Annotated in this window: 7 protein-coding genes; 1 reads left to right on the top strand and 6 read right to left on the bottom strand. The window is 72.1% G+C overall.

Annotated elements, in window-relative coordinates:
* Nucleotides 1-36: 36 nt before the first annotated feature.
* From mmuM to ACFY2Z_RS03735, 5 genes are all read right to left on the bottom strand, one after another.
* Nucleotides 37-981, bottom strand: coding sequence for a homocysteine S-methyltransferase (mmuM, locus tag ACFY2Z_RS03755; protein WP_390742550.1), 945 nt, complete (start codon nucleotides 979-981; stop codon nucleotides 37-39).
* Between the two features lie 49 nt (nucleotides 982-1,030).
* Nucleotides 1,031-3,493 carry a SpoIIE family protein phosphatase gene (locus ACFY2Z_RS03750; RefSeq protein ID WP_390742549.1) on the bottom strand — a complete coding sequence of 821 codons (2,463 nt, stop codon included), beginning with the start codon at nucleotides 3,491-3,493 and terminating at the stop codon, nucleotides 1,031-1,033.
* A 94-nt stretch (nucleotides 3,494-3,587) separates the two neighbouring features.
* Nucleotides 3,588-7,871 carry a HAMP domain-containing protein gene (locus ACFY2Z_RS03745; protein ID WP_390742548.1) on the bottom strand — a complete coding sequence of 1,428 codons (4,284 nt, stop codon included), beginning with the start codon at nucleotides 7,869-7,871 and terminating at the stop codon, nucleotides 3,588-3,590.
* Between the two features lie 600 nt (nucleotides 7,872-8,471).
* Nucleotides 8,472-9,128, bottom strand: a complete 657-nt coding sequence (locus ACFY2Z_RS03740) for an alpha/beta fold hydrolase (RefSeq protein WP_390742547.1) — start codon at nucleotides 9,126-9,128, stop codon at nucleotides 8,472-8,474.
* A gap of 114 nt (nucleotides 9,129-9,242) precedes the next feature.
* On the bottom strand, nucleotides 9,243-9,839 hold the full coding sequence (locus ACFY2Z_RS03735; protein ID WP_390742546.1) for a TetR/AcrR family transcriptional regulator: 597 nt from the start codon (nucleotides 9,837-9,839) through the stop codon (nucleotides 9,243-9,245).
* A gap of 224 nt (nucleotides 9,840-10,063) precedes the next feature.
* Here ACFY2Z_RS03735 and ACFY2Z_RS03730 point away from each other — a divergent pair, with 224 nt between their 5' ends.
* On the top strand, nucleotides 10,064-11,296 hold the full coding sequence (locus tag ACFY2Z_RS03730; RefSeq protein WP_390742545.1) for an MFS transporter: 1,233 nt from the start codon (nucleotides 10,064-10,066) through the stop codon (nucleotides 11,294-11,296).
* A 38-nt stretch (nucleotides 11,297-11,334) separates the two neighbouring features.
* Here the strand turns inward: ACFY2Z_RS03730 and ACFY2Z_RS03725 are convergent, their stop codons facing one another.
* A complete protein-coding gene (locus ACFY2Z_RS03725; RefSeq protein WP_390742544.1) occupies nucleotides 11,335-14,256 on the bottom strand; it encodes a glycoside hydrolase family 2 TIM barrel-domain containing protein in 2,922 nt (973 codons plus the stop codon).
* Between the last annotated feature and the right edge of the window lie 38 nt (nucleotides 14,257-14,294).

Genomic DNA, 14,294 nt, shown 5'->3' with positions numbered 1-14,294 from the left:
CACCCGCGACGAGCGGATACGCGGACACGGCGAGGCTCAGTCCGACGCCGTGTCCGCACCCGCCCCCAGCGTGTCCGCGATCGACGTGATCGCCTCCGGGCCCACCCGGCAGCAACCGCCGATCAGCCGGGCCCCGGCAGCGCGCCAGCGCGTGACCTCCGTGGCGCTGAACGTGCTGCGGCCGTCCCAGGCGCGGGCTCCGGCGTCCCACGTCTCACCGCTGTTCGGGTAGACCACCACCGGCTTGCCGGTCGCCCGTGCGGCCGTCTCCACCGCGGCCTCGACGTCCTCGGGCGCGCAGCAGTTCACGCCCACCGCGATCACCTCGTCCGCGTCGGCGGCCAGGGCGAACGCCTCCCGGAGCGGCTGCCCGGCGCGCGTACGGTCGCCGGAGACGGTGTACGACAGCCAGGCGGGAACGCCGAGCCCGCGCACCGCCCGAAGCAGGGCCTCGGCCTCCTCCGCGTCGGGCACCGTCTCCAGGGCCAGCACGTCGGGCCCGGCCGCGGCCAGCACCTCCAGGCGCGGACGGTGGAAGTCCGCCAGCTCGGCGACCGTCAGGCCGTAGCGGCCCCGGTACTCGGAGCCGTCCGCGAGCATCGCCCCGTACGGGCCGACGGACGCCGCCACCCACAGCGGCCGGCTGACGCCCTTGGCGCGCGCCCGTGTCGCCGCCTCGCGGGCGAGGCCGACGCTCAGGGCGATCAGCCCGGCCGCGCGGTCGTGGTCGAGGCCGCGCCGGGCGAAGCCCTCGAAGGTCGCCTGGTAGCTCGCGGTGATCGCCACGTCCGCGCCCGCCTCGAAGTACGCGAGGTGCGCCTCGGTGATGGCCTCGGGCCGCTCCGCGAGCAGCCGCGCCGACCACAGCGCGTCGCTCAGGTCGTGCCCGGCCGACGCGAGCTGGTTGGACAAGCCGCCGTCCAGGACGACCGTCCCGGCGGCGAGCGCCTCGGCGAGGGTGGGGGTGGTGTTGCCGGTCATGCCCCGACGCTAGTCGAATGCGCCCGCCCCGGGACAGGCGTGGCCTGCCTCAGACGACCCGGATGCCCACGATGCAGGTGTCGTCGTCGGTGTCCGACCTGCTGTAGGTGAGCAGGCGGTCCAGCTGCTGGTCCAGCGTCGGGGGCACCGGCCGCGCGGCGGTCAGCAACTGGGCGAGGGACTCCTCAACGGAACGGTCCCGGCGCTCGATCAGACCGTCCGTGTACATCAACAATCTGTCGTCGACGGCCAGTTGGACCTCGTGCTCCTCGTACACCGCCTCCGGTACGGCCCCGAGCAGCATGCCCCTGACCAGGGGCAGCGCCGCGGTCTCGCCGCCGCGCACCAGGACGGGCGGCAGATGGCCCGCCCTGGCCCAGCGCAGGGTGTGCCGGCCGGGGTCGTACAGGGCGCAGACGGCCGTGGCGGTGACGGCGCCGGTCAGATGGTGGGCCACTATGTTGAGCCAGGCCAGCAACTGGCCCGGTCCGGCGCCCGTCACGGCGAGCCCGCGCAGCGCGTTGCGCAGGACGACCATGCTCGTGGCCGCCTCGATGCCGTGCCCGGCGACGTCGCCCACGCACAGCAGCACCAGCCGGGACGGCAGGACGAATGCGTCGTACCAGTCGCCGCCCACCAGTTGTTCGGTCTCCGCGGGCCGGTAGCGCACCGCCACCTGGAGGCCGTCCGCCTCCAACGGGGCCTGCGCCGGCGGCATGATGGCATGCTGCAACTGCAAGGTGAGCCGGTTGCGTTCACTCGCCTGCTGTTCGGTGTGCGCGAGCTGGTCGCGGGTCGCGGCGAGCGCCATCTCCGTCCAGTGCTGGGCGGAGATGTCCTGATAGGCCCCCCGTACGACGAACAGCCGCCCGTCGGAGTCGAGGACCGGTTCGGCCACCACCCGGATGTGCCGTGTCACCCCGTCGGGGCGTTGCAGCCGGAAGGCCGTGGACGCCGGCCGTCGGCCGTGGAGCAGGGTGCGCAGAAACCTGCCGATGGCGACGGCGTCGTCGGGGTGGGCGTGCGCGGGCAGCTCCTCCAGCGGCACCGGCAGGCTCGACGCGGGCTTGCCGTAGAGGGCGAAGAGCTGCCCGTTCCAGGTGATCTCGCCGGTGAGCAGGTTCTCCTCGAAGCCGCCGATGCGGCCGAGGCGCTGGGCGTGCTGAAGCAGGCTCGCCAGCCGGGCCGCCTCGTCCTCGATGCGCCAGATGAGCAGCACACTGTTGGCGTGCCGGCTGATGCTGATGTCGGCGACCGCCGCCAGCGGGACGTCGCCCACCAGCGCGGTGAGCCGCATACGGTGGGTGCGGAAGGGCTCGCCCGTGGCGTAGACACGCTCTATCCGGTCGAACAGTTCGCTCCGCCCGGCGGCCATCGGGTACGCCTCCAGCAGCAGGGCACCGCTCACGACGCCCCGCGGCCGGCCGGCGGGGTCCAGGAAGCGGCTGTTGACGTGCTGGATGCGGAAGTCGACCAGGTCCCCGTCGGGGCCGAGCTGCGGCACCAGTACCAGAGCGGGGTCGTGCAGCCCGTCCGCCAGGTCCATCAGCTCCGCCGCGTCCGGCAGCACGCGGGGCCCCGCGTCCCCGTCGGGATGCCGCCGCGTACCGTTCTCCAGGGTGTGCGCGCACAGCTCGGCCAGGGCCTCGATCTGACGGACGATCTGCGGCGGCTGCGGTTCCAGCGGGGCGGGCCAGGCGATCTCCAGCACACCGTGGATGCGTCCGCCGGTACCGGCGGGCAGGGCCACCCTCCCGCCGTCCGGGTGGTGGTGCTGGCCGACGGAGGGCAGACCGGTCGCGGACAGGGAGACGATCCACTGCCCCGCACGCTCGGCGAGACCGCGACGCGCCACGGTCGCCACGCCCGGGGGCACATACCGCCAGCGGCCCGCCTCCGCCGCCGAGAACCCCGAGCTGCCCGCCAGCGTGAGCGAGCCGTCCGAGCCCACGGCCCAGATGGCCACGGCCGTCGCGCCGAGGGGGGTCAGGGCGTGCTCCAGCAGGGAGTCGGCCACGGCCTGGGTGTCGTCGGCGGCCAGCGCCCCGCTCTCGGCGGCCCGCAGCCGTACGGCCGAGGACGCGCCCGGGGCGTCGGCGCCCTCCTCCTGACCGTCCGGGCCCGTCGTCCCGGCGAGGAAGGCGGAGGTGACCTCCGAGAGGCGGTCGCGGGAGGCCTGGTTGATGACCTCGACCGCGAACTCCAGCGGGGTCGCGCCCGCCTGCTCGGTCAGCTCGGCGAGTTGCCGGGCCGCCTGTGCGGGGCCGCAGCCGAGCCGCTCGACGAGGATGCCCTTGGCCAGTTCGATCAGGGCCCGCCCGTCGGCCTGGGCATGCGCGGCCAGCACCTCGCGCCGCAGCCGCTCGACGGTGGCCGCCAGCCGCCCCACCCGCGAGACGGAGGCCTGCGCGATGTCACCGGACGCCCCGGCCTCGATACGACCGTCGCCGAACTGCGGGGTCCCGGCCGGGCTCGGGGCGGCTCGCTCGGGGGGCTGCTGGGGGTTGCTCACGGTTGGCCCGTTCCTCGGCTGGGACGTCCGGGGACGCCACACGGAGGGCGCCGGCAGGCGCCCGGTCGGCTGGTGCGCACGGCGGGCGCCGCGGTCAGACGGGCAGCCAGCGCCGGACGCGGGCGATGAGATCGCCTGTGTCGACGGGCTTGGTGACGTAGTCGTTCGCCCCCGACGCGAGGCTCTTCTCCTGGTCGCCCGGCATCGCCTTCGCGGTGACGGCGATGATGGGCAGCTCCGCGTACCGCGGCATGCTGCGGATCTCGGCCGTGGCGGCGTACCCGTCCATCTCCGGCATCATCACGTCCATCAGGACCAACGTGATGTCGGGATGGGCGAGCAGCGTCTCGATGCCCTTGCGGCCGTTCTCCGCGTGCAGCACCCGGAAGCCGTGCAGCTCCAGGATCCCGCTCAGCGCGAAGAGGTTGCGCGCGTCGTCGTCGACCACGAGCACCGTACGGCCGAGGAACGCGTCGTCCACGGGCTGCGCGGCGGTGTGCTGCGGTTCCTCGGCGCGGACCAGGGACAGCACGTCCCCCGGTTCCTCGGCGGACAGGTGCAGGGTGATGTGTTCGCGCAGCTCGTCCAGGCTGGACAGGAAGTCCAGCGTCCGGCCGCCCGAGCGGGACTGCAGGGCATGCTCCTGGGACAGGTCCACCCGGTGGCCGCTGTGCACGAGCACGGGGACGCTCGCCAGCGCGGAGTCGCCCCGCAGGGCCTCCAGGAAGCGCGACGCCTCCTCGCCCGGCATGCCGAGTTCGAGGACGACGCAGTGGCACGGCTCGGCGGCCAGCGCACTCGCCGCCTCCTGCGCGCCGATGGCGGTGATGATGTCGATCGCCCCGCGTGTGTCGCCGCTGTCGTGATCGTGCGCGATGTCCGCCACCGCGCTCTCCGCGACCAGGGTCAGCAGACCGCGCGGACGCTCCTCGACGACCAGCAGCCGGCGCCTGCGCTGCCCCGGCACCGCCGGCGGAACGAAGGAGTCCGGACCCGGCGCGGGCAGCACCTCGGCGGGCACCAGGAGACCGGTTGGCTCCGACGCCCGGCCGGCGCCGTCCATCAGCTCCTCGAAGTCGGCGCGTGCCACCGGCAGATAGAGGGTGAAGGTGCTGCCCTGCCCGGGCGTGCTGTCGACCGTGACGGCACCGCCGAGCAGATGGGCGATCTCCCGGGTGATCGACAGACCGAGGCCGGTGCCGCCGTACTTGCGGCTCGTCGTCCCGTCCGCCTGCTGGAACGCCCCGAAGATCGTCTCCAGTTGCTGCTGGGGGATGCCGATGCCGGTGTCCTTCACCCGGAAGGCCACGACGGTCCCGCCGCGGACGACCCCCTCGGGTACCTCCTTGCCGGCGGCCGGCTCGATCCGCAGCTCGACGCTTCCCTGCTCGGTGAACTTGACCGCGTTCGACAGCAGATTGCGCAGGATCTGACGCAGCCGCGAGTCGTCGGTGAGCAGGTCGGCGGGGGCGCCCGGAGCCGTGGTGACCGTGAACTCCAGGCTCTTCTGCGTCGTCATCGGACGGAATGTGGCCTCGACGTACTCCAGCAGCTGCCGTAGCGAGACCCGCTCCGGGCTGACGTCCATCTTGCCCGCCTCGACCTTCGACAGATCGAGGATGTCGTTGATCAGCTGGAGCAGGTCGGAGCCCGCGGAGTGGATGATGCCCGCGTACTCGACCTGCTTCGGGGTGAGGTTGCGCGAGGGGTTCTGCGCGAGCAGCTGGGCCAGGATGAGCAGGCTGTTCAGCGGGGTGCGCAGCTCATGGCTCATGTTGGCCAGGAACTCCGACTTGTACTTGGAGGCCAGCGCCAGTTCCTGGGCGCGGGTCTCCAGTTCCTGCCGGGCCTGTTCGATCTGGAGGTTCTTGGCCTCGATGTCGCGGTTCTGCGAGGCCAGCAGTGACGCCTTCTCCTCCAGCTCGGCGTTGGAGCGCTGCAGTTCGTCCTGCTGGACCTGCAACTCCTCGGAACGGGCCTGGAGTTCGGCGGTCAGCCGCTGGGACTCCTCCAGCAGCTCGTCGGTGCGGGCGTTGGCGACGATGGTGTTGAGGTTGACACCGATGGTCGGCATCAACTGGCCCAGGAAGTCCTGGTGGATCTGGGTGAAGCGGGTGACCGAGGCCAGCTCGATCACACCGAGCACCTGGTCCTCGACCACGATGGGCAGAACCACCAGGGCGCTCGGCACCACCTGACCGAGCCCCGAGGAGATGGTCACGTATCCCGGCGGAAGCTCCTCCACGCTGATGGCGCGGCGGTTGCGGGCGGCCTGGCCGACCAGTGAGCGGCCGACGGGGACACGGGTGGGGCGGTCCTTGTCGTCGGGGTAGCCGTAGGAGCCCACCAGCCGGAGTTCGGGCCCGCGTTCGGTGTCCTCCGCGAGGTAGAAGGCGCCGTACTGGGCGGACACCAGGGGCGACAGCTCGTCCATGATCAGCTCGGCGACGACCGGCAGCTCCCGGTGGCCCTGCATCAGCCCGGAGATGCGGGCGAGGTTGGTCTTGAGCCAGTCCTGCTCCTGGTTGGCCCGCGTGGTCTCGCGCAGGGACTCGACCATGGAGTTGATGTTGTCCTTGAGCTCGGCGACCTCGCCGGAGGCCTCCACATTGATCGAGCGGGTCAGATCGCCCTCCGCGACCGCGCTCGCGACCTCGGCGATCGCGCGGACCTGCCGGGTCAGGTTCCCGGCCAGCTCGTTGACGTTCTCGGTCAGCCGCTTCCACGTGCCCTCGACGCCCTCGACCTCGGCCTGTCCGCCGAGCCGTCCCTCGCTGCCGACCTCCCGTGCCACCCGGGTGACCTCGGCGGCGAACGACGACAGCTGGTCCACCATCGTGTTGATGGTGGTCTTGAGCTCCAGGATCTCGCCCCGGGCGTCCACGTCGATCTTCTTCGACAGATCGCCGTTGGCCACCGCGGTCGTCACCAGCGCGATGTTGCGCACCTGGCCGGTGAGGTTGTTGGCCATCGAGTTGACGTTGTCGGTGAGGTCCTTCCAGGTGCCCGCGACGTTGGGTACGTGCGCCTGTCCGCCGAGCCGCCCCTCGGTACCCACCTCGCGGGCAACACGGGTGACCTCGTCGGCGAACGCGGACAGCGTGTCGACCATCGTGTTGATGACGTCCGCGAGGGCCGCGACCTCGCCCTTCGCCTCGACCGTGATCTTCTGCGAGAGATCGCCGCGGGCCACGGCGGTGGCGACCTGGGCGATGGAACGGACCTGACCGGTCAGGTTGGACGCCATCACGTTGACGTTGTCCGTCAGGTCCTTCCACGTCCCCGACACGCCCCGGACGATGGCCTGTCCGCCGAGGTTGCCCTCGGTGCCGACCTCGCGGGCGACGCGGGTGACCTCGTCGGCGAAGGCGGAGAGCTGGTCGACCATCGTGTTGATGGTGTTCTTGAGTTCGAGGATCTCGCCGCGGGCGTCGACCGTGATCGTCTGCGAGAGGTCGCCCTGGGCGACCGCGGTGGCCACCTGGGCGACGTTGCGGACCTGGGCGGTGAGGTTGCCGGCCATGAAGTTGACGGAGTCGGTCAGGTCGCGCCAGGTGCCCTTGACGCCCTTGACGTCCGCCTGTCCGCCGAGCCGTCCCTCGGTGCCCACTTCGCGGGCGACGCGGGTGACCTCGTCGGCGAAGGCGGAGAGCTGGTCGACCATCGTGTTGATGGTGTTCTTGAGTTCGAGGATCTCGCCGCGGGCGTCGACGGTGATCTTCTGGGAGAGGTCGCCCTCGGCTACGGCGGTCGTCACCTGGGCGACGTTGCGGACCTGGGCGGTGAGGTTGCCGGCCATGAAGTTGACGGAGTCGGTCAGGTCGCGCCAGACACCGCCGACGCCGGGCACCTGGGCCTGCCCGCCGAGCCGTCCCTCGCTGCCCACCTCGCGGGCGACACGGGTGACCTCGTCGGCGAAGGCGGAGAGCTGGTCGACCATCGTGTTGACGGTCTCCTTGAGCTGGAGGATCTCGCCGCGCGCGGGCACGTCGATCTTCTGCGACAGATCTCCCTTGGCCACCGCCGTCGCCACCTGCGCGATGTCCCGCACCTGGGTGGTCAGATTGCCGGCCATGGCGTTGACGGAGTCGGTCAGATCGGCCCAGGTGCCGGAGACCCCGGGCACCTCCGCCTGACCGCCGAGCGTGCCCTCGGTGCCCACCTCGCGCGCCACCCGCGTCACCTCGGAGGTGAACACGGACAACTGGTCCACCATCCCGTTGAAGACGGTGGCGATGTCGCCGAGCAGGCCCTCTCCGTCGGTCGGCAGCCGTGTGCCGAAGTCGCCGTCGCGGACGGCGGTCAGCCCGGCCAGCAGTTGCCGCAGCTCCTGGTCACCCGGAGTCCGTTGCACGGTCCCGGTTGTCCTGCTCGTCATGCCGCACCCTCGTTCCGCTCCCCAGGAGTCCCCGCGCCGGGGACTCGGAACCGCGCCCGGGCCCGCGAACGGACCCGTTTCCGCCCCCGCGCTTCGGTAGTTCACAGAATCTGCGAGATGAGAAAATCCGTCGCAGGTTAACTCAGTTGTCGTGTGACAACCAAAGTCTCTCGCAAAGATCCGGCTCACCGCATCGGACCCTCCTGAACGGGGCATGCCGGTGCAGGGGAGGGGCGCTCGGCAAGGCTGGTCGCACGCCCTGGCGGTCCGGTGTCCCTGTTGTGCAAGCGGTTTCTGTCAGCAAGTGGCCACCCGTTGACCTCCCGGTGACGTACACCTACCGTTTCGATGTTCGGAACCAGAGATGCGGTACGGGATCTCGAACGCGCCGCATTCCCGTTTCCCACGGGAGGCGCACCGGGTGACGGGGTACGTGGGTCTGGTGCGGGACGCGCCGGTGGCGCAGGATTTGATACCGGAGGGTCGTTCACCTTGACCGTGAGACCCTGGCGCGCGGGGTGAGCGCGCCGGCCGTGCGCCCCGCCCGTTGAGCCCCTGGGGCGTCCCGACCGGAACCGGGGCGCCCCAGGTCCCATCCCGTCAGCGATGCAGCGCCTCCAGCACGCTCGCCGCGAACTCCCGGGGATGCTCGGCAGCCCCCAGGTGCCCGCCGGGGAACTCGGCGAAGTGACCCCCGGCCAGCTCGGCCGCCACGGAGGCGGTCCGGTGCAGCAGTCCGCCACGCGAATCCACCCCCGCCGCCAGCGTCAGAGGGGCCGGCCTCAAGGCGTCCAGGTCCGGCGCGTACGCGGTGAACCGGGTCAGGACGCGTGTCAGAAAGAGGGCCATGGGGCTGCCCAGCTCCTCCTCGGGGGAGGGCGGTCGCCCGACTCCCGGCGAAGTGGCGGGCGTGCCCGCGAGACCGGCGGCGAGGCGGGCTCCGGCCGCCGCGAGACCGGCGGCGCGATAGGTGCCGTACACCTCCGCGAACATCGCCGACTGCCGCTCGGCGTCCGGCAGGACCCGCACCACCGGCGGCTCGTGCGCGATGACGTGCCGCAGCCGCTCCGGATGCCGGGCGAGCAGATCGAGGACCGCGACACCGCCCGAACTGAAGCCGAGGACGTACGCCGACTCGCCGTCCGGCAGCACCTCGTCGAGCACACGGTGCGCGCCCTCGCTCCACGCCTCCACCCGCTGCTCCGCGACAGGCAGGCCGAGCTGACCGTGGGCCGGCCCGAGGGGGTCGTACGTCACCACGGTGCAGTGTCCGGCGAGCTCGGCCGTCAGTGGGTCGAGCCCCGTCGGGTGCCCGCGCCGCCGGGAACGACCAGCAGCACGGGGCCGTCGCCCCGGATGTCGTAGCAGAGGTCAGCCATCCGTCTTCTCCTTCTGGCGGGGCCAGTGCACCAACGCGGCGTGCAGGGCCTCGACGGCCTTGTCCCAGGACGCCTGTACGTCCCTCGGGTCGTTGAAGCCGCCGGCGGCCTCCAGGGCGCAGTAGCCGTGGAAGGTGCTGCGCAACAGGCGGACGGCGTCGGTGAGATCGGGTTCGTGGAGGCCGTAGGCGCGGAGCATGCCGTAGGTGATCTCGGCGGTGCGGCGCAGGGCGCCGGACTCGGCGACGAGTGAGCGCAGTGAGTCGTCGATCCGGATCTGGGTGGCCGCGTACCGCCCCGGGTGGGCGAGTACGTACTCCCGGTAGGCGCCCGCGAAGGCGGCCAGCGCGTCCTTGCCGGCCCGCCCGGCGACGGCCGCCGCGATGCCGTCGATCATCTCCTCGCTCGCCCGCAGCGCGAGGCGGGTCCGCAGCTCGCCCAGGCCTCTGACATGCGAGTACAGGCTCGCGTCCTTCACCCCGAAGTGCCGTGCCACGGCCGACAGGGTGAGCTTGTCGAAGCCGACCTCGTCCGCGAGATCGGCGGCCGTCGCGACGATCCGCTCGACGGTGAGCCCGGCACGGGCCATGGGGCGGCTCCTGACCCAGGGGTCCTAGGTCAGAGCCTAACGTACCTAGGACAGCAGGCGTCCGCGGCCGAGGTGCGCGTACAAACCGATGTGGGATCAGGTGCGGGTGCGCAGGCCGAAATTCGATTGGCCGGACCGCTCCCCGGTGATACCCATGGACGGTCCGTGCGGCCGGTGGTACCGGGCGGCAGGGGCGGCGACACAGAGGGTGGGGGACCTGGCCGGTGGGACGGACGCGAGCGCAGCGGGGGAGCAGGGACTTCGGGATCTTCTGGGCCGCGCAGACGCTCTCGGTCCTCGGTGACTCCTTCGCCCTGATCGCGCTGCCGCTGCTGGTGCTGGAGGCCACCGGGTCCGTCGCCCGGATGGGGCTGCTGACCGCGGCCGGCGGGGCGGCCGCGGTGCTGACCGGCGTCTTCGCCGGAGTGGTGGTCGACCGGCTGGACCGCAGAAGGCTGCTGGTCGCCTGCGACCTGGTCCGATTGGTGCTGTACGCGCTGATCCCGCTGGTATGGCTCACCGGGCCCCGGATCTGGCTGCTGTACGCCGTGCTGCCACTGGCCGAGGCCGTCGGCATGGTGTTCGCCGTCGCGTACGTCACCGTCGTACGCCAACTGGTCGGCGGTGAGCGGATCACCGCGGCCAACGGGCGGCTGAACGCGACCGCCGCGGCGGCCGGCGTGGTCGGCCCGGTGGGGGCGGGCGTCGTGGCGGCCTGGGCCGGCCCGGTCGCCGCCGTCGCGGTGGACGCGGCGAGCTTCGGCGTGTCGGCGCTCTGCCTGGCCTTCGTTCGTTTCGGGCCGGCCGCCCCGCCCGACCCTGCGGCGTCCCGGCAGCGGCTGCGACGGGACCTGCTGACCGGGGCGTCCTTCCTGTGGCACCACCCCGTGCTGCGCACCCTGACCGTGCTGCTGTCCCTGTTCAGCTTTCTTCAACTGGGCCTGAACGACCTGATCATCTACCACCTCAAGCACGATCTCGGCCAGAACGACGGTGCGGTCGGCACCGTGCTCGCGATCGGCGCGCTCGGCACGATCGCCGGGTCCCTGCTGGTGGCCCGGGTGCGCCACGGGCTCGGCTTCGGGCCGACCTGGATCGGTGGGGTCGCCGTCTGCGGCCTGGCACTCGGCGCTGTCGGCTGGGCGCGCGCCGTACCGGCCGTGGCCCTGCTGACCGCAGCCTTCTTCGGGGCCGCCGCCACCGCCGGAACCTGTTCCATGTCCCTGCGCCAGGAGGTGACCCCCCAGCATCTGCTGGGCAGGGTCACCTCCACGTTCTGGACGATCCACTACGCGGCCGCCCCCGTCGGCGCGGCCGTCCTCACCTGGGCCGCACAGCACCAGGGCACCGCGGCGGTGGGCGCGGTGGCCGGCGCCTGCTGTGTGGGCATCGCCGTCCTCGCCGTGTTCACACCCGTACGGGTACGCCGCCCGGAGGCCGCCGGGGAGGCCGCCTGACGGGGCCGGGCGGACCGCCGGACGGCGTACCCGTACCGTCAGCCGGCCGGTGCGAACACGAAGGAGAACTCCGCGGGCTCGACCCGCAGGAAGTACTGCGGCAGCGGTCCCGGGCCGCACGACTGGGAGCCGATGCCCTGCTGGCCGTGGTCGAGGTTCACCCACACCCTGTCGCCGGGCGTGAGGTCGGTCAGGTGCCCGGCCGCGTCCAGCTCCTCGTTCGTCCAGCGCCGGGCGCTGAACCAGAACTCCGGGTCACCCTCGATCCTGAGACCGCCGATCTCGGCCCAGCGGACATCGGCCCGGGCGCCGTTCTCCTGCGGTTTGACGTACGGCGTCTGGAGTTCGTCGACCGTGGACTCCCAGCGGCCGATCCGGGAGGCCGACCTCGTGTCCGGGTACGCCTCGCCGGGGCCGCCGCCGTACCACCGCACGCGGTCCACCGAGCCCGGCAGCCCGAACCGGATGCCGAGCCGGGGCAGCGGCACCGTCCAGTCGCCCTCGGGCGCGACGGACACGGTCAGCCTCAGCCGCTCCCCGTCGGACGTCCAGCGGTACACCGTGGCGAGGCCGACCTCCCGGGCGGCGGGCGCCAACCGCGTCCGCACGGTCAACGCGTCGTCGCCAGGCTCCACGGCGTCCAGCCGGTGTCGCATCCGGTGCAGGCCGAGCTTCCGCCACAGCAGACCGTAGCGGGGGTCGCCCTGCCATGAGGCACCGTCGTCGTTGTCGGTGGGGGCCCGCCACACATCCACGCGCAGACCGGTCAGGTCCACCTCGCCGATCGTCAACGGCGCGCCGGTGCGGGCGTCGAAGGTGGCCGGACCGAGTGTGATCCGGCCGTCGGCGACGACGGGGGCGCGGTCCGGGGCGACCCGTACCGACGGCCGCCGGGTCACGGGGAACTGGCCCCACGCCACCTCGTGCCCCTGCGGCGCCCATCCGGTGTCGGAGGCCAGGACCGCCCGCACCGTCCAGTGGCTCTCGGCTCCCCGCACATCGGGCGGCTCCGGCAGCTTCACGTCCGCCGACTCGCCCGGCGCGAGCACCGGCACCGACAGCGCGCCCGACGCGACCGTCTCGCCGTCCGCCTGGAAGGACCACTCGAAGGCGAGGGCCGAGAGGTCGACGGCGTCATGCCCGTTGCGGATCCGCACGGTGCCGCTGCGGCCCTCGCCCTCGATCCGGACCGGCTCGACGACCTTCTTGAACTCGATCAGGCCCGGCGAGGGCCTGCGGTCCGGGAACAGCAGCCCGTCGCAGACGAAGTTCCCGTCGTGCAGCTCCTCACCGAAGTCGCCGCCGTAGGCGAAGCCGTACCGGTCGTCCTTGATGCCGTGGTCGATCCACTCCCAGATGAAGCCGCCCTGGAGCCGGTCGTACGTCTCGAAGAGCCGCTGGTAGTCGGCGATCCCGCCGGGCCCGTTGCCCATGGCGTGCCCGTACTCGCAGAGGATGAAGGGGAGTTCACGCCGCTTGAGACCGCCGCCGTCCAGCCCCCGGCCGATCCTCTCCACCTCGCCGTGGAAGGCGTACATCCGCGAGTACATGTCCGTGTCACGGCAGGTCCGGTCGCCCTCGTAGTGCACGAGCCGGGAGCCGTCCCGGCCGTGGATCCACTCGGCCATCGCCGTCAGCCCGCGCCCGGTGCCGGCCTCGTTGCCCAGGGACCAGATGACGACCGACGGGTGGTTCTTGTCGCGTTCGACCATACGGGCGGCGCGGTCGAGGAGCGCCGGGGTCCAACGGTCGTCGTCGACCGGGTTGTCGCGCCAGGCCTGTTCGGTGAAGCCGTGGGTCTCCAGGTCGCACTCGTCGATCACCCAGAGGCCGAACTCGTCGCAGAGGTCCAGGAAGGCGGGGTGCGGCGGGTAGTGCGAGGTGCGGACGGCGTTGATGTTGTGCCGCTTCATCAGCAGCACGTCCGCGCGCATGGTCTCCGGATCGAGCGCGCGGCCCTTCTCGGGGTGCCACTCGTGCCGGTTGACGCCCTTGAAGAGTACCGGCCTGCCGTTGACCTTGATCAGACCGTCCTGGAGCGCGACCGTGCGGAAGCCGATCCGCAGCGGCACCCGCTCGCCCTCGGTGGCCAGCACGCCGTCGTAGAGCTCGGGGGCCTCCGCGGACCACGGCACCACGGGGACGGTCACCGACTCGCCGGTGGCGACATCGATACCGAGCGCGGGCACGGTGACCCGGCCGTCCATGTCCGAGTCGACCTTCAGCGTGCCCTCGCCGGACAGATGGTCGTACGAGGAGTGCACGAAGAAGTCGAGGACGGCGCCAGCGGGGCGGTGCAGCAGCGTGACGTCCCGGAAGATGCCCGGCAGCCACCACTGGTCCTGGTCCTCCAGGTACGAGCCCGCGGACCACTGGTGGACGCGGACCGCGAGCACATTGCCGCGCGGTCGGAGCAGATGCCCGACGGCGAACTCGTGCGGCAGCCGGGAGCCCTTGAACTCGCCGATGTCGGTGCCGTTCAGCCACACCCGGGCGCAGGACTCCACGCCGTCGAAGCGCAGCACCGTCCCGCCGTCCGACGGCCAGTCGTCCGGCAGGTCGAACAGGCGCAGATGGTCGCCGGTGGGGTTCTCGGTGGGGACGCGGGGCGGGTCGACCGGGAAGGGGTAGAGGTGGTTGGTGTAAATGGGGGACCCGAAGGAGCCGTCGCCCTGGAGCACCCAGTGGCCGGGCACGGCGACCTGCGCCCAGTCGCCGGCGTCGTAACCGGGCTCGGCGAACGAGTCGTCGTGGGCGTCCGCCGTCGGCGCCAGCCGGAAGCGCCAACTGCCGTTCAGGGAGAGGGAGGCAGCGTCCGAGGACGCGTACCAGGCGCGCGGCGGCAGGCTGCCGCTGCCCGGGGAGACGTCCTCGACGTAGTCGACGGCAGTGGAGGTTGAGGAGGAAGACGAGGTCGAGGAGGGAGAGGACGAGAGCTCGGGGGAGGCGCGGAAGGTCATCGTTCTCCTAGCTCAGCGGTGCGGGATCGAGACGGCGA

Origin of the sequence: Streptomyces sp. NPDC001222, assembly GCF_042896945.1 — a bacterium.
GTDB lineage: Bacteria > Actinomycetota > Actinomycetes > Streptomycetales > Streptomycetaceae > Streptomyces > Streptomyces gibsoniae.
The sequence above is the reverse complement of the archived record's forward strand: the minus strand, read 5'-3'. Positions and strand labels throughout refer to the sequence as shown.